Origin of the sequence: Ruminococcus hominis (assembly GCF_014287355.1) — a bacterium.
In the GTDB taxonomy this organism is placed as follows: Bacteria; Bacillota; Clostridia; order Lachnospirales; family Lachnospiraceae; genus Schaedlerella; species Schaedlerella hominis.
In genome coordinates this window covers 1,950,138-1,967,044 of record NZ_JACOPE010000001.1, presented here as the reverse complement: position 1 = coordinate 1,967,044, position 16,907 = coordinate 1,950,138, and the positions used below count along the sequence as shown (strand labels likewise).

The window sequence follows — 16,907 nt, the reverse complement described above, 5'->3', positions numbered from 1 at the left end:
ATACAAATATAATATGAAGAGGAGAACATATCATGAAAAAATTATATCGATCAAAAGAAAGCAGAATGTTATGTGGTGTATGTGGAGGTGTAGGAGAATACTTTAATATCGACCCAACATTGGTTCGATTAGGAATGGTGCTTCTGGCTGCATGCAGTTTCGGAACAGGTGTATTAGCGTATTTTATTGCAGCTGTGATCATTCCAGATGAGCCGTCTGCTTTCTAGAAAGAATATAGAATCATGAGAAAAGGCATTCATGTAGAATGTCTTTTTGCATTTATGGGTATACTCTGAAAAAAAGAAAGGGGTATCCATGATGAAAAAAGAAACGATAGATCTAAAATGCTTAGAAGAAGATGAAAAACTGAAATACGAAATTGCTGAAGAATTAGGCCTTCTAGACAAAGTAATGGAATCAGGATGGAAATCATTATCATCTAAAGAAACAGGCAGAATTGGTGGCTTGATCACGAAGCGAAGAAGGGAAGAAAAGCAAAAGAACGAAAATAAAAAGTAAAAAGAAAATGTGAAAAATTGAAGAAAATCAAATGAAAAAACTATGAATATATTGCGTTGAAGAGATAAAATTGATAAAAATAGTTGAAATTGGAAAGTGTTTTTGGTACAATTGTACGACTGAGATAATCGCTTTGTGAGGAATCACATGCGTTTGACTTGAAAAAATAGGTGGGAAAATGGAAGAAAAGATAAATGTTTTTGACATTGAACTGAACCTGCTGACTGCAAAAAAGGCAATGAGGCAAGTGATGCGGTATATGGGAGGGGAAAGTGTCAGTACAATTGAACTTATTCCAATGGAAGTATTGTTAAAAGGACAAGATGATGCTGAATGGAAACAAGCATTACAGTCTGTCGATTTATTACTTCCGTCAGAGCGTGAAATTTTAGAAAGCGCAGAGGTGACGGATCAGAATGCAATACAGGATTTGGAGAATAACACATTCGTCAGATTGTTTTTTAGGTATTTAGTGAAAAATAAAAAGAAAGTTTTTTTGCTTACAGAAGATGAAAAAGCGAGCAAATTATTAAAAGAACGAATCGAAACTTACCGAAAAGGAATACAATTTGTTGGAGAAGCAGTAATCTCGGCTCAAAGTGGAAGTAAAGAAGCAGTGATTAATATGATTAATGGTGTAGAGCCGGACTGCATATTATCGGGATTATCTTATCCATGGCAGGAAAAATTTATTGCAGAGAGTAAAGCACTTTTAAACGCAAGAGTATGGTTTGGATGCACTTTCTTGTTGAACCAACAAAAAAAAGAGGAAAAGGCAAGTGGGAAATTCAAATATTTCATTCTGAAAAGATTATTTCGCTATCAAGTAGGAAAAACACAGAAAGGCTGATTTGTGAACTCTGTATAGGTTGAAAAAATTAAAAAATTGTAAATAAATATGAGGAAATGCATAAAAAATAAGGATTTTGTCTTTATTTTTTTGCAGTTTTGCATTAGTATATAAAATATATAGACTTACAGAGTGCGAATGACTAGAAAAAAGTTTGTGAAAACTGCACATGAATTTGAATGAGCCAGTGGAGGAAAAAAAGATGATAACAAATCAAATACTTCTAAATACAATTGAAGGATTAAAAGGAATTTCCAGAATTGATTTTTGTGTGTTTGATGTGGAGGGCAAAGTTTTGGCTACTACATCAGACAACGGGCATAACTATGAAGATGTGGTACTGTCGTTCGGGGAATCACCTGCAGATAGCCAGGAAATTCAAGGATGCCAATTTTTTAAGATATTTGATGAGCAGCAGTTAGAATACATTCTTCTTGCAGATGGAGAGAATGAAGATGTATACATGGTTGGAAAGATTGCCGCCTTCCAAATTCAGAATTTATTAATCGCTTACAAAGAGCGTTTTGACAAGGATAATTTTATAAAAAATCTGCTCTTGGATAACCTGTTATTGGTGGATATTTATAACCGCGCCAAAAAATTACATATTGACACAGATGCAAAACGTGTTATCTTTATTATTGAAACATCGAGAGAAAAAGACAGTGCGGCATTGGATAATGTCAGAAGCCTTTTAGGAGGAAAATCTAGAGACTTCATCACAGCTGTAGATGAAAAGAATATTATTGTCGTGAAAGAACTGTCTGAAAAAGATGGAAGTAAAGAGATGGATAAGATGGCAAAAGATATGTTGAGTATTCTGAAAGAGGATACGGGAGATGAACATATCCATATTGCATATGGTACTGTTGTGAATGACATCAAAGAAGTATCTAAGTCTTACAAAGAGGCTAAGATGGCATTGGATGTCGGTAAGATATTCTTTGATGAGAAAGATATTGTTGCATACAGTACACTTGGAATCGGCCGTTTGATCTATCAGTTACCACTTCCACTTTGCAAGATGTTTATCAAAGAAATTTTTGAGGGGAAATCACCGGATGAATTTGACGAAGAAACATTGGCTACGATCAATAAGTTCTTTGAGAACAGCCTGAATGTGTCAGAGACATCTCGACAATTGTATATCCATAGAAATACATTGGTATATCGTCTGGACAAGCTTCAGAAAAGTACCGGTCTGGATTTGCGTGTCTTTGAAGATGCAATCACATTTAAGATTGCGCTGATGGTAGTGAAGTATATGAAATATATGGAAACATTAGAGTATTAAATGTATTGGGGAATACAAAGGAGTAGAAATAATTAGGAGGAGCATATGATTGAATTAAAGAATGTAACGAAAGAGTACACGAAGGGAAATGCAGCTCTTAATGGTGTATCTGTTAAGATCGAACGTGGCGAGTTCGTTTTCATTGTAGGAGACAGCGGTTCAGGAAAATCAACACTGATTCGTCTGATCATGAAAGAACTTGATCCAACCAACGGTACAATTATTGTTAACGGACAGAATCTGAATCGTATGAAACATCGTAACATTGCAAAATACAGAAGAGGACTTGGAGTTGTCTTTCAGGATTTCCGTTTGTTAAAGGATCGTAATATCTACGAGAATATTGCCTTTGCATTGCGAGTTACTGAGACACCGACACGAGTGATTAAGAGAAAAGTACCGGCTGCATTATCACTGGTAGGTCTTGCACAGAAATACAAATCCTATCCAAAAGAACTGTCAGGTGGAGAACAGCAGAGAGTTGCGATTGCAAGAGCAATTGTAAATGAACCTGCAATTTTGTTAGCGGACGAGCCGACTGGTAACCTGGATCCGACAAACTCATGGGAGATTATGAGTTTGCTGAAAGAGGCTAACGAGCGTGGAACAACAGTACTTGTTGTTACACATAACCAGGAAATCGTAAACGAGATGAACGAGCGAGTTATCACAATGAAACAAGGTGTGATCGTAAGTGATGAACAAAAAGGTGGGTATATAGATGAGGATTAGTACATTAGGATATGTTGGAAAACAAGGTGTGAAGAATATCGGAAGAAACAAGATGTTTTCAATTGCCGCTATCGCAACAATGTCGGCATGTATCTTCCTTTTTGGATTATTTGCATCAATTTTGCTGAATTTTCAGTATATTATTAAAACAGCTGAAGAAGGTGTAGTAATCACAGTTTTCTTTAACGAAGATGCAACAGAGGATCAGATTAGTAATATTGGTAAACAGCTTGAGAGCAGGGATGATGTTCTTGAAGTGCAATATGTGTCGGCAGACGATGCATGGGATAAGTTTAAAGATGAATACTTTGCAGATAATAAGGAACTGGCAGATGGATTTAAAAATGATAACCCGCTTGCAGGTTCAGATAACTACGAAGTATATATGAAAACGGTAGATGATAAAGGACAAGATTTAATTGCAAAAAGTAAATCACTTGCAGCAACACAGAAAGAGCTGGTTGACTTTGCAAAAGGTCTGGATGGAGTTCGTAAGGTAAATAAGTCAGATGTTGTTGCAAATACACTTTCCAGTGTGAATGTGTTGGTGGCATATATATCTATTGCGATTATCCTGATTTTATTTGGAGTTTCTATTTTCCTGATCAGCAATACAGTTTCAATGGGTATTACAGTTCGTAAAGAAGAGATTGCAATTATGAAATATATCGGAGCAAAGGACTTCGTAGTTCGTTCTCCATTTGTAATTGAAGGTCTTATCATGGGAATTATCGGAGCTGTTATTCCATTAGGAATATTATACGTACTGTATGGAAAAGCGGTTTCATATATTTTAGTTAAATTTGCAATTTTAAATAATATTATCGAATTCCTTCCGGTAACAACAGTATATCGTTACTTATTGCCAATCGGATTACTTTTAGGAGTAGGAATTGGATTTATCGGAAGTTATTTCACAGTGCGTAAGCATTTGAAAGTTTGATAAAAGTTACATAGAGTTTATGAAGGTGTACGATGCCATAGGTATCGTACACTAATAATATGGGTGAAAATATGAAAAGAAAAACAAAGCGCGTAATTAGTGGGGCCTTGGCACTGACTATGAGTATGGGGATGACTGTGAATGTACATGCGACAACCATTGAAGAGGCACAGAAGAAAGCAGACCAGCTACAGTCACAAAAAAACTCTACAGAGGCAGAAAAGAATTCTCTCACGGAACAGCTGTCTGGAATTGTAGAAGACATGGAAAAAGCACAGGAAAAACTGACAGCTAAACAGTCAGAAATTGAGACAGCGGAGACGGAACTGGTAAATGCTAAGGTTGACGAAAATAATCAGTATGATAGCATGAAAAAACGCATTAAATTCATGTATGAGAATGGCAATACACAGTTAATTGAAATTTTGATTGAAAGTGAGAATATTGGGGATTTTTTAAATAAAGCAGAATACATTTCACAAATTTCAAATTATGACAGGGATATGCTAAATCAGTTTCAGACAATCGTAAAAGATGTTGAAGAAAAAGAAGCAGCATTACAGACAGAATATTCAGAGTTGGAAGTATTACAGAATGAGTTGATCAGTAAGCAAGAAGAAGTTCAGACAATGCTGGATAATACAAATGTGGAGCTTGCAGATTTGGAAAAGCAGATTGGAGAGAACGCTTCTACGTTGAAAGCGTTGATTGCTCAGGCAGAAGAAGAAAAGAGAAAACAGGAAGAAGCAGCCGCCGCAGCAGCAGCCGCAGCTGCTGCACAAAAACCGGCTCAGAGTACAAATAGTAATTCAAATAGTGGCGGAAGTACTTATGTTCCACCAAGTTCAAGTAATACAGTGGTGGGAAATGGTCAATTTGTAAATCCGTGCCCGGGTGCATATGTATCAAGTACTTTCGGCTATCGTGATTTTGATGGAGCTTTTCACAAGGGACTTGATCTTGCGGCAGGCGAGGGAACACCGACATATGCAGCAGCATCGGGAACTGTAGTGATTGCAGGATGGAGCAATAGTGCAGGAAACTGGGTTGTTATCAATCATGGAAATGGTCTTGTTACAAAATATATGCATCACTCTGCATTATGCGTATCAGCGGGACAGACAGTATCAGCAGGACAACAGATTGGATATGTAGGAAACACAGGTAATTCATTTGGAGCTCATTTGCATTTTCAGGTGGAATTGAATGGTTCAGCAGTAAATCCACAGAATTATCTGTAATGAGGTGTATGAATAATGAATCCATTAGAGGAAAAAACAGAACTAGAAGAAAAGATTGAACAAGAACAAAAGCGAGAAAAGAAAAAATTCTGGAAAGGCGTTCTTTGCGGAGCGGCAGTTACGTTATGTTTGGCTGTGGGAGTCGGAATTTTTTGTACGGCAATTGTATCAGGTATACATATATTTTCCTCATCAGAGAAAAAACAGGTAGAAAATAAACTGCAGATAATACAGGCAATTATTGATAAATATTATTTGTATGAAGATGAGATTGACCAGGATGCTTTGGAACAGGGGATTTATGCAGGATATGTAAATGCCTTGGGTGATAAATATACAGTGTATTACAATGAAGAAGAAACAGATGCTTTACAGGAAAGTGTAAGTGGAACGTATACGGGTATCGGAGCAGCTTTGTTGCAGAATACAACCAGTAATGAAGTTGTGATTTCTAAAGTATATAAAGATTCACCTGCAGAAGAGGCCGGATTAAAAGAAGGAGATGTGATTTACCAAGTAGATGACCATACAATATCCGACCAGTCCCTCGATGAGGTGGTGAGCTGGATCCGAGGAGAAGAAGGTACAGATGTAACACTTCATGTTGTGCGTGATGGACAACAACTGGAACTTAAGGCAACAAGAAAACAACTTGAAACTCCGACAGTTGTGTATGAAATGAAAGAGAATCAGGTTGGTTATATTGCAGTCAGTGAATTTGACGAAGTAACACTTTCGCAGTTTGAGACTGCCTTGAATGATCTGGACGGTCAGGGAATGAAAGGCTTGATTATTGACCTGAGAAGTAATCCAGGAGGAAATCTGGATACTGTAACAGATATGTTAAAATTGCTTCTTCCAAAAGGCACAATCGTATCTGTGAAAGATAAAGCAGGAAATGTTGAAGAGTATAAATCTGACGGAAGTCACGAGTTTACAAAACCATTAGCAGTGCTTGTAAATCAATATAGTGCAAGTGCATCAGAAATCTTTTCAGGAGCAATACAAGATTATGGAATTGGGGACATTGTCGGAGTTACAACATACGGAAAAGGAGTTGTACAACAGATTCTTGATCTTGGCGATGGAACAGCTATGAAAATTACAATTGCAGAGTATTTTACACCGAATGGACGCAGCATTAATAAGAAAGGCGTAACTCCGGATGTAGAAGTTGAATATCAGGCAGACGAAAATGATCCGACTGCTGATAATCAGTTGGACAAAGCAATGGAAGTAGTTCAGCAGAAAATGCAGAGTGAAAAATAATAATTAAAACAAATGTTACGGAATTGTTAAAAACTATTGCATAATCGACACTGATGTATTATACTTATTAAAGTATGATAAAGAAACTGAAAAATTCCCAGAATTAAAATGTTTGACGGAAACAGTTCGGAGAACAGTGGATTATAATTTTGAAGGGGAATAAAAGTATAAAATAAGGAATAGGTGGTAAGATGAAGTTTAAGAAGGTACAAGGCTTAATACTGGCAGTTGTTTTATCTTGTTCAATGGTGGCTACTCCGGTATTTGCAGCACCAAAGAGTGAAGAACAGTCTTCATTGGAAGCAGAGAAAGCTGAAAAGCAGAGTGAAGTAAGTTCTTTGCAGGATCAGTTAAATTCATTGATGACAAAGATGAATGATCTTGAGACACAGTTGATTGAGAAAGGTCAGCAGATTTCGCAGGCAGAAGTTGATCTGGAAGCGGCTCAGCAGAAAGAACAGCAGCAGTATGAAGATTTGAAACTCCGTATTAAATACATGTATGAAGAAGGTGATGGTTCAGCAATGGAACGCATCCTCTCATCAGGAAGTATCGCGGAGGTTTTGACTCAGGCTGAATATGTACAGAAAGTGCATTCATATGACAGAGCACAGTTACAAGAATATCAGAATACAGTACAGCAGGTAACGGACTTGAAGAGTGGTCTGGAAGAAGATCAGGCAAAGCTTCAGAATCTGGAAGGTGAATATCAGGCACAGTCTGATGAACTGAATACAACAATTGAAAGCAAGAGTGCAGAGATTAGTAACCTGGACAGTATGATTCAAGAAGCAGCAAGAGTTGCATTGGAGAAGGCAGCAGCTGAGAAGGCAGCAGCTGAGCAGAAAGCCGCAGAAAAAGCAGCACAGAATAATGCAGCATCAAACACAACCGTTGCAAGTAATACTACAAATAATAGCGGAACAACAAATACAGGGGGAACAACAACTGTTACACCGGCACCGACACCAGCACCAGCACCGACACCAGCACCGACACCAGCACCAGCACCGTCAGCACCATCGGTTGATGGAGGTTCAGTTGTAAGCCGTGCATACAGCCAGCTTGGAGCCGCATATGTATGGGGAGCTTGTTCGCCGGGAGCGTTTGACTGTTCCGGATTCGTAAGCTATTGTTTGACAGGAAGTTATACAAGACTCGGAACTACATATACATTCCTTGGATGGACACAAGTAAGTGATCCACAGCCAGGAGATGTTTGCGTTAACGCAAACCATTGTGGTATTTATATCGGTGGAGGACAGATGATCCATGCAGCAACAGAAGGCGTTGGTGTTATTGTGGGACCTGTTCAGGGCGGTATGATTTACGTTCGTTACTAAAGATAACCAATTATATAAAATACGAATGATAAAAGATTAAAAATAAGAAGAAATCCCTTGAAACACAGAGTGTTTTAAGGGATTTCTTCTTGAAAAATCAGCTAATAGTAATAAGTGAAAAAAGCCTTGCAATTCATAAGTGTTTATGCTAAACTATTATCGTTGCGAAAAAACACGCATGCGGATTGCCCTTTCTGGTGCCTAATTTCACGAAATGTGAGATGGTCTTGGGGAATAAAGATAAACATGCGGAAGACTAAAACCAAATGGAGGAAAGTAACATGAGCGTTATTTCAATGAAACAGCTTTTAGAAGCAGGTGTTCATTTTGGACATCAGACAAGAAGATGGAACCCTAAGATGGCTCCATACATCTACACAGAGAGAAATGGTATCTATATCATCGACCTGCAGAAATCAGTAGGAATGGTTGACGATGCATATCAGGCAATTGCTGATATCGCAGCTAATGGTGGTACAGTACTTTTCGTAGGAACAAAGAAACAGGCTCAGGATGCTATCAAAACAGAAGCAGAGCGTTGTGGAATGTACTATGTAAATGAGAGATGGCTTGGAGGTATGCTTACAAACTTCAAGACAATCCAGAGCCGTATTAAGAGACTCAAAGACATCGAGACAATGTCAGAAGACGGAACATTCGATGTACTGCCAAAGAAAGAAGTTATTGAGCTGAAAAAAGAGTGGGCTAAACTTGAGAAAAACCTTGGCGGAATCAAAGAGATGAAGAGAATCCCAGACGCTATCTTTATCGTAGATCCTAAGAAAGAAAGAATCTGCGTACAGGAAGCACACACATTGGGAATTCCATTGATCGGTATCGCTGATACAAACTGTGATCCAGAAGAACTGGATTACGTTATTCCAGGTAATGATGATGCAATCAGAGCTGTAAAACTGATCGTTTCTAAGATGGCTGATGCAGTTATCGAAGCAAACCAGGGAGCAGCAGAAGAAGCATATTATGAAGATGCTGAGGAAGCAGTAGCTGAAGAGGCTGTAGAAGAGTAAGATGACTCGAATGCTTCAGCCTGATTAATCAGGCTGAAGCATTTTTTCATTCCCGAATTGTTTCATATAGAAAAAATTTACAAAAGTGGGTTTACTATATGGACAAACATATGTAATAATGGAAACTAAAGAATTAGTATTCCTTAAAAAGTATAAAAATGGAGGATAAGATCATGGCAATTACAGCAAGCATGGTAAAAGAATTAAGAGAGATGACAGGTGCAGGAATGATGGACTGCAAAAAAGCTCTTGGTGAGACAAATGGTGATATGGATGCAGCAGTAGAGTACCTGAGAAAGAACGGACAGGCTAAAGCTGAGAAAAAAGCAGGAAGAATTGCAGCAGAAGGTATTGTTAAAACTGTAGTAAAAGATGATAAAGTAGCTTCTATCGTAGAAGTTAACTCTGAGACAGACTTCGTTGCTAAGAATGCTGATTTCCAGGCATTTGTTGAGGCAGTAGCTAATCAGGTAGCAGATTCAGATGCAGCAGATATGGATGCATTCATGGCTGAGGCTTGGGAAGCTGATACAACAAAGACAGTAAAAGAAGCTCTTGTTGAGAAAATCGCTGTAATCGGAGAAAATCTGAACATCAGAAGATTTGAGAAAGTTGTAACAGACGGATGTGTAGTATCTTATATCCACGGTGGCGGACGTATTGGTGTTTTAGTTGAAGCTGATACAGATGTTATTAACGATGACATCAAAGCTTGCTTAAGAAACGTAGCAATGCAGGTTGCAGCTATGTCTCCAAAATATGTATCACGTGCAGAGGTATCTGAAGACTTCATGAACCACGAGAAAGAAATCCTTCTTGCTCAGGCTCAGAAAGAGAATCCAGAGAAACCAGCTAACATCATTGAGAAGATGATCATTGGACGTCTTAACAAAGAAATGAAAGAAATCTGCCTGCTTGACCAGGTATACGTTCAGGATAGTGATCTGTCAGTTGCTAAATATGTAGAAAAAGTAGCTAAAGAGAACAATGCTAACGTAACAGTTAAGAAATTCGTTCGTTTCGAGACAGGTGAAGGTCTTGAGAAAAAAGTTGACGACTTCGCAGCAGAAGTTGCAGCTCAGGCTGGAATGTAAGCGTCTAGCACAAGCAAGGTAAATATAAAAAAGAACCCTCGACACAAGTTTACTTGTGAGCGAGGGTTCTTTTTTATATTTATCGTGCGACGCACGGATAGCGAGATGAAGCGAAGCGAAATCGAGCTAAGAGTGCTTGTGCGGATGTTTTGAGATACTTTTTAATTTATCGTGCGACGCACGGATAACGAGATGAAGTGAAGCGGAATCGAGCTAAGAGTACTTGTGCGGATATCGTGAGGCACTTTTTATATTTATCGTGCGACGCACGGATAGCGACTACCAAAATTAATAAATATCACAAAAACATATTGACAAATACTTTTATAATGATATAATTTGATAGTCAAAATATTTTAAAACAAAAATAAATGACGGAAAGAAGTTGCTGCTAATAAATGAGCTAATCAGATGATTATGACCGGCAACAGGAAGAGGACTATGGTAGGAAGAATAAGCGGAACAGGTTCCTATATTCCAAAAGAAGTGTGGGATAACCAAGTCTTAACTCAATTGGTTGATACCAGTGATGAGTGGATACAGGAACGTACTGGTGTGGCGAGACGCCACATAGCAGGAAAAAATGAAACAACTGCATATATGGCAGCAGAAGCAGCAAAGAGGGCACTGGAAGATGCCAATGTTTCAGCACAAGAGATTGACTTAATCTTGGTTGCAACGATTTCGCCCGGAAGGATTATGCCGAGTACATCATGTGAAGTACAGGCAATGATAGAGGCAAAACGCGCTACGTGTTTTGATCTGAATGCAGCATGTACAGGATTCTTATTTGCGCTGAATACCGCGCAAGCTTACATCAAACAGGGAATTTATTCTAAAGTCTTGGTAATTGGTACAGAGAGCTTATCAAATCTGGTGAATTGGAAAGACAGGGGTACATGTATCTTGTTTGGTGATGGAGCCGGTGCAGTTGTGTTAGAGGCATCAGAAGAAGGAAGATACGCACAGTATACACAGTCTATAGGATGTGATGGAGAAGTTTTAACGGTTGACTGCCGCAATCAAAAACAATATGAAAGTCAGCCTTGTGCAGAAGAAACATTTATCCAGATGGATGGACGTGAAGTATTCAAATTTGCGGTATCGAAAGTACCGGAGGCAATTGGAGAACTGCTAAAACAAGAAGAGAAAAACGTAGAGGATATTTCCCAATTTATCTTACATCAGGCCAATAGGCGGATTGTGCAATCTGTTTCAAAACGAATGAAAGTGGACATAAAATATTTTCCAACAAATATGGAAGAATATGGAAACACGTCATCGGCCAGTATCCCGATTCTATTAGATGAGTTGAATCGAAGCGGAAGACTAAAAAGAGGAACCTATCTTGTTCTTGCAGGATTTGGAGCAGGGCTGTCATATGGAGCAAGCCTGATCCAGTGGTAGTAGATAAATAAGACTATCAAATTTAAAACAAAATGGAAATAAAAAGGAGATTAAAATCATGATGGAAAGAATTAAAGAAATCGTAGCAGATTCATTAGGAGTAGATGTAGATTCATTGACAGCAGAGACAAGATTTAAAGAGGATTTGGAAGCAGATTCACTTGATCTGTTTGAAATGGTAATGGCAATCGAAGAAGAGTTCGACGTAAAAATCGAGACAGAAGAATTAGAAAATATTAAGACACTTGGAGATATCGAAAAAGAAGTAGAAAAATTGCAGGCATAGAAAATTTAATTGATGCAAGGTAAGAGCGCAGACATACGGGAGGCAATTAATTATATGAAAACGGAAGTTACCGAATTACTTGGAATTGAATATCCAATCATTCAAGGCGGAATGGCATGGGTGGCAGAATATCACCTTGCCGCAGCAGTATCTGAGGCAGGCGGACTTGGCATTATCGGTGCATCTAGTGCACCGGCAGACTGGGTACGCGAGCAGGTAAGAGAGGCAAAGAAACTGACAGATAAACCATTTGGAGTAAATATTATGTTGCTCAATCCAAATGCCGATGAAGTTGCAAAAGTAATCGTTGAAGAAGGTGTGCAGGTTGTTACAACAGGTGCAGGAAATCCGGAAAAATATATGGAGATGTGGAAAGCAGCCGGAGTGAAGGTAATTCCGGTGGTTGCTTCCGTAGCGCAGGCAGTTCGTATGGAACGATGTGGAGCAGATGCTGTTGTTTGTGAAGGTTGTGAAGCCGGAGGTCATATCGGAGAATCTACAACGATGGTGCTTGTTCCACAAGTAGCAGATGCAGTTTCCATTCCAGTTATTGCAGCAGGTGGAATAGCAGACGGCCGTGGTGTAGCGGCAGCATTTATGCTCGGTGCGAAAGCTGTTCAGGTAGGAACTCATTTTGTTGTTACAGAAGAGTCACAGGTTCATGAAAATTATAAAGAGCGTATTCTGAAAGCAAAAGACATCGATACTAAGGTTACAGGAAGAACAACAGGTCATCCGGTGCGTGCACTTCGCAATCAGATGACAAGAGAATACTTAAAGAAAGAAGCAGCAGGAGCATCTTTTGAAGAACTGGAATTAATGACACTGGGTGGTCTTAGAAAAGCTGTTGTTGAAGGAGACGTTACGACAGGAAGCGTAATGGCAGGCCAGAGTGCCGGTATGGTAAAAGAAAAAATGACCTGTGCACAGCTTATCCAAAAGTTAAACAATGAGGCAGAATATTTATTGAAAGGAACGAAAATCCATGAATAAACTTGCATTTATTTTTCCAGGCCAGGGAGCACAAAAAGTGGGCATGGGTAAAGATTTCTATGAAACATTTGATAACGTAAAAGAAATATTTGACAGTGCATGCGAATGGCTTGACCTGGATATAAAAGCACTTTGCTTTGAGGAAAATGATAAGCTGGATCTGACAGAGTATTCGCAGCCTGCATTAGTAACTACTTGTCTGGCGATGGCAGATGTATTACGAAATAAAGGAATTGAACCGGATATTTCGGCAGGGTTAAGTCTTGGAGAGTATTGTGCTATTGCAACAGCTGGGGCAATCAGCGTGAAAGATGCGATTACGACTGTAAGAAAACGAGGAATCCTTATGGAGCAGGCAGTTCCGGCGGGGCAAGGAGCAATGGCAGCGGTTCTTGGTATGACAGCAGAAGAAATTGATGAAGTAGTCGACGCAATTTCGGATGTTAGTGTAGCAAATTATAACTGTCCGGGACAAATTGTAATCACAGGAAAAAAAGAATCCGTAGAAGAAGCCAGCAAAAAATTGCAGGAAGCAGGGGCAAAAAGGGTAGTTCCGTTAAATGTAAGCGGACCATTTCATTCAGCAATGCTTGAAGAAGCGGGTGAGAAACTTGCAGATGTATTAGAAAAAGTGACAATTTCTGAATTACAAATCCCGTACGTTACAAATGTAACAGCAGAATTTGTAAAGGATCATCAGAAAATCAGAAGTCTTCTGGCAAAACAGATTTCATCACCTGTAAAATGGCAGCAAAGTGTAGAAGCGATGATAGCAGAAGGTGTGGATACTTTTGTAGAAATCGGACCTGGCAAAACACTTGCAGGGTTTATGAGAAAAATTAATCGTAATGTAAAAGTATACAATGTACAGACGGTAGAGGATATCGAGAAAGTTGTACAAGAATGTAGTAGAAAATAGAGAGGTTACAGACTATGTCAGAAAAGAAAATTGCAATTGTAACAGGAGCATCCCGAGGAATAGGAAAAGCAATTGCCTTAGAACTTGCAAGACAGGGCATTTTTGTTGTTATAAATTACAATGGTTCAAAAGAAAAAGCAGAGGAAGCGTTGAGAACAATCCAAAATGAGGGTGGAGATGGAGTGATTTATCAGTGTAATGTGGCTGATTTCGAGGCATGCAAGACATTTATAGAGGATATTGTATCAACTTATGGAAGGATTGATATTCTTGTAAATAATGCCGGAATTACAAAAGACGGTCTGCTGATGCGTATGAGCGAAGCTGATTTTTCTGAGGTAGTCGATATCAATCTGAAAGGAACGTTCCACTGTATTCATCATGTGGCACGTCCAATGTTGAAGCAGAAATCAGGAAGGATCATCAATCTTGCATCGGTAGTTGCTTTACACGGAAATGCAGGACAGGTAAATTATGCGGCATCAAAAGCAGGAATTATCGGCATGACAAAATCTGCGGCAAAAGAGCTTGCATCCAGACATATTACAGTCAATGCAATTGCGCCGGGATTTATTCAGACAGATATGACAGCGGTACTTTCTGAAAAAGTAAAAGAATTAACGAAGACACAGATTCCAATGGGAACATTTGGACGACCGGAAGACGTAGCAAAAGCAGTAGCATTTCTGGCATCTGAGGAAGCCGGATATATTACAGGGCAAGTGCTGTGTGTAGATGGCGGAATGGCAATGTAGAAGAGTACGAACAATAGATGGAGGCATTATGAAAAGAAGAGTAGTAGTAACAGGGCTTGGTGCGATTACACCAATTGGAAATGATGTAGAATCTTTTTGGAGTGGCATCAAAGCAGGACATGTTGGAATCAGTGAAATCACACGATTTGATACAACAGATTACAAAGTAAAAATAGCTGCGGAAGTAAAAGATTTTTCGGGAAAAGATATCCTTGGATTTAGAACAGCAAAGAGAATGGAATTGTTCTCGCAATATGCAGTTGTAGCAGCAATGGAAGCTGTAAAAGATGCAGGTCTTGATATGGAAAAAGAAGATCCGTTTCGTGTCGGCGTAATCGTTGGCTCCGGAGTGGGAAGCCTGCAGGCAGCAGAAGCCGGGGTGGAGAAAATCCTGACAAAAGGACCATCTAGAGTGGACCCGTTAATCGTTCCTAAAATGATTACAAATATGGCAGCAGGAAATGTATCTATCGCTGTAGGTGCACGTGGAAAATGTACAAATGTAGCAACAGCATGTGCGACAGGTACGCACTGTATTGGTGATGCATTTCGTGCAATCCAGTATGGCGATGCGGATGTGATGTTGGCAGGAGGAACAGAAAGTTCTATTTGTCCAATTGGGGTAGCTGGATTTACCAGCCTGACAGCATTGTCAGAAAGCAATGATCCAATGAGAGCATCAATTCCATTTGATAAAGACAGGGACGGATTTGTTATGGGCGAAGGTGCAGGAATTGTAGTTCTGGAGGAATTAGAGCATGCAGTTTCAAGAGGTGCACAAATTCTTGCAGAAGTTGTAGGATACGGTGCCACAGCAGATGCTTTCCACATTACATCACCGGCAGAAGATGGAAGCGGTGCAGCAAGGGCTATGGTGGACGCAATGAAAGAGGCAGATGTAAAGCCGGAACAGATTGAATACGTCAATGCACATGGTACAAGTACACACCATAATGATTTGTTTGAAACACGTGCAGTGAAAGTAGCTTTTGGTGATGCAGCATCAAATTTAAAAATCAATTCTACAAAGTCTATGATTGGCCATCTGCTCGGAGCAGCAGGAGCAGTAGAATTTATTGTCTGTGTAAAATCTATTTTAGACGGATTTATCCACCAGACAGTCGGAACTCAAGAAGTGGATGAGGAACTTGATTTGAATTATATGGTTGGAGCACCGGCAGAACAGGAAATTACATATGCAATGAGTAATTCACTTGGATTTGGCGGGCATAATGGAAGTATATTGATTAAAAAATATGAAGCATAAAAATTCATTTCATATAGTGTATACAGAGTGATATGTAAGGGGATAAACATGGATTTTGAACAGATTATAGAATTAATAGATCATGTCTCTGCTTCAGAATTGTCTTCTTTTCATTATGAAAATGGAGACATAAAGATTTCAATGAAGGCAGGGAAAAAAGTTGTATTAGGGACAAATACAACAGAAAAAAATGTAGAACCGATTATTTTAAAAGACGACACAGTAACAACAGGACAGCAAGAGAAGAAAGTAGAACCAGAAGGAAAAATCATTAAATCTCCACTGGTTGGAACATTCTATGCAGCCCCTGCCGAAGATGCACCTGCATTTGTAAGTGTTGGGGATACGGTAAAAAAAGGACAGGTCGTTGCGATTGTTGAGGCAATGAAGCTGATGAATGATATTGAAAGCGATTTTGATGGAAAAATAGTCGAAATTTATGTAGAAAATGGAGATGCGGTAGAATATGGACAGCCGTTATTTTGCGTTGAGTAGAGGTCTTGATGAATGGCAGATGGAGGAAATGTAGATGAATCATTTAGATGTAAAACAGATTGAGGAAATCATTCCTCATCGACATCCATTTTTATTAGTGGATTATATTGAAGATTATGTACCGGGGGAATATGCTGTCGGATATAAATGCGTAACATTTCGTGAAGATTTTTTTAAAGGACATTTTCCACAGCAGCCGGTAATGCCAGGTGTCTTGATCGTAGAAGCACTGGCGCAGACCGGAGCAGTTGCAATTCTTTCGCAGGAAGAAAATAAAGGGAAGATTGCGTTCTTTGGAGGAATTGATAAATGCCGTTTTAAAAGAAAGGTCGTTCCGGGAGACAAGCTTCGTCTGGAAACAAAAATTATAAAACAAAAAGGACCGGTAGGTATTGGAGAAGCAATTGCGACTGTTGATGGAAAAGTTGCAGTAAAAGCAGAATTAACATTTATGATTGGATAAGGTGTTGAA

At 39.0% G+C, this 16,907-nt stretch carries 19 protein-coding genes; all 19 read left to right on the top strand.

Features of this window, described 5'->3' with window-relative positions; all coding sequences use genetic code 11:
- Positions 1–32 precede the first annotated feature (32 nt).
- The 19 genes from H8S40_RS08685 to fabZ all read left to right on the top strand — a co-directional run bounded on the left by H8S40_RS08685 (position 33) and on the right by fabZ (position 16,898).
- Complete coding sequence (locus H8S40_RS08685) at positions 33–227, top strand: PspC domain-containing protein (RefSeq protein WP_022075885.1); 195 nt, start codon at positions 33–35, stop codon at positions 225–227.
- Between the two features lie 88 nt (positions 228–315).
- Positions 316–519 (top strand): alpha/beta-type small acid-soluble spore protein, encoded by a 204-nt coding sequence (locus tag H8S40_RS08680; protein ID WP_022075886.1) that lies wholly within the window; start codon positions 316–318, stop codon positions 517–519.
- Between the two features lie 178 nt (positions 520–697).
- A complete protein-coding gene (locus H8S40_RS08675) occupies positions 698–1,369 on the top strand; it encodes a WecB/TagA/CpsF family glycosyltransferase (RefSeq protein ID WP_118737415.1) in 672 nt (223 codons plus the stop codon).
- A gap of 202 nt (positions 1,370–1,571) precedes the next feature.
- Positions 1,572–2,663 carry a PucR family transcriptional regulator gene (locus H8S40_RS08670; RefSeq protein WP_022075888.1) on the top strand — a complete coding sequence of 364 codons (1,092 nt, stop codon included), beginning with the start codon at positions 1,572–1,574 and terminating at the stop codon, positions 2,661–2,663.
- Positions 2,664–2,708: 45 nt separating this feature from the next.
- Positions 2,709–3,395 (top strand): cell division ATP-binding protein FtsE, encoded by a 687-nt coding sequence (gene ftsE, locus H8S40_RS08665; RefSeq protein WP_022075889.1) that lies wholly within the window; start codon positions 2,709–2,711, stop codon positions 3,393–3,395.
- Positions 3,385–4,338: a permease-like cell division protein FtsX gene (locus H8S40_RS08660; protein ID WP_186865063.1), complete on the top strand. Its 954-nt coding sequence runs from the start codon at positions 3,385–3,387 to the stop codon at positions 4,336–4,338. The genes ftsE and H8S40_RS08660 overlap by 11 nt, the downstream gene beginning before the upstream one ends.
- Before the next feature lie 71 nt (positions 4,339–4,409).
- A complete protein-coding gene (locus H8S40_RS08655) occupies positions 4,410–5,579 on the top strand; it encodes a murein hydrolase activator EnvC family protein (RefSeq protein ID WP_186865062.1) in 1,170 nt (389 codons plus the stop codon).
- Between the two features lie 15 nt (positions 5,580–5,594).
- Complete coding sequence (locus H8S40_RS08650) at positions 5,595–6,848, top strand: S41 family peptidase (RefSeq protein WP_118737417.1); 1,254 nt, start codon at positions 5,595–5,597, stop codon at positions 6,846–6,848.
- A gap of 191 nt (positions 6,849–7,039) precedes the next feature.
- Positions 7,040–8,191 (top strand): coiled-coil domain-containing protein, encoded by a 1,152-nt coding sequence (locus H8S40_RS08645; protein WP_186865061.1) that lies wholly within the window; start codon positions 7,040–7,042, stop codon positions 8,189–8,191.
- Between the two features lie 281 nt (positions 8,192–8,472).
- Entirely contained in the window at positions 8,473–9,219 is a 747-nt protein-coding gene (gene rpsB / locus H8S40_RS08640) for a 30S ribosomal protein S2 (protein ID WP_022075894.1), read from the top strand.
- A 173-nt stretch (positions 9,220–9,392) separates the two neighbouring features.
- Entirely contained in the window at positions 9,393–10,313 is a 921-nt protein-coding gene (tsf, locus tag H8S40_RS08635; RefSeq protein ID WP_186865060.1) for a translation elongation factor Ts, read from the top strand.
- 441 nt (positions 10,314–10,754) lie between these two features.
- On the top strand, positions 10,755–11,720 hold the full coding sequence (locus H8S40_RS08630; protein WP_186865059.1) for a beta-ketoacyl-ACP synthase III: 966 nt from the start codon (positions 10,755–10,757) through the stop codon (positions 11,718–11,720).
- A gap of 58 nt (positions 11,721–11,778) precedes the next feature.
- Positions 11,779–12,006, top strand: coding sequence for an acyl carrier protein (gene acpP, locus H8S40_RS08625; protein ID WP_022075897.1), 228 nt, complete (start codon positions 11,779–11,781; stop codon positions 12,004–12,006).
- A 12-nt stretch (positions 12,007–12,018) separates the two neighbouring features.
- Positions 12,019–12,999 (top strand): enoyl-[acyl-carrier-protein] reductase FabK, encoded by a 981-nt coding sequence (gene fabK / locus H8S40_RS08620; protein ID WP_279286789.1) that lies wholly within the window; start codon positions 12,019–12,021, stop codon positions 12,997–12,999.
- Positions 12,992–13,918, top strand: coding sequence for an ACP S-malonyltransferase (gene fabD / locus H8S40_RS08615; protein ID WP_186865058.1), 927 nt, complete (start codon positions 12,992–12,994; stop codon positions 13,916–13,918). The genes fabK and fabD overlap by 8 nt, the downstream gene beginning before the upstream one ends.
- A gap of 14 nt (positions 13,919–13,932) precedes the next feature.
- Positions 13,933–14,673 (top strand): 3-oxoacyl-[acyl-carrier-protein] reductase, encoded by a 741-nt coding sequence (gene fabG / locus H8S40_RS08610; protein ID WP_022075900.1) that lies wholly within the window; start codon positions 13,933–13,935, stop codon positions 14,671–14,673.
- 28 nt (positions 14,674–14,701) lie between these two features.
- On the top strand, positions 14,702–15,940 hold the full coding sequence (gene fabF, locus H8S40_RS08605) for a beta-ketoacyl-ACP synthase II (protein ID WP_118724416.1): 1,239 nt from the start codon (positions 14,702–14,704) through the stop codon (positions 15,938–15,940).
- A gap of 48 nt (positions 15,941–15,988) precedes the next feature.
- Complete coding sequence (gene accB / locus H8S40_RS08600; RefSeq protein WP_186865057.1) at positions 15,989–16,435, top strand: acetyl-CoA carboxylase biotin carboxyl carrier protein; 447 nt, start codon at positions 15,989–15,991, stop codon at positions 16,433–16,435.
- Positions 16,436–16,469: 34 nt separating this feature from the next.
- Positions 16,470–16,898: a 3-hydroxyacyl-ACP dehydratase FabZ gene (fabZ, locus tag H8S40_RS08595; protein ID WP_022075903.1), complete on the top strand. Its 429-nt coding sequence runs from the start codon at positions 16,470–16,472 to the stop codon at positions 16,896–16,898.
- The last annotated feature ends 9 nt before the right edge of the window (positions 16,899–16,907 follow it).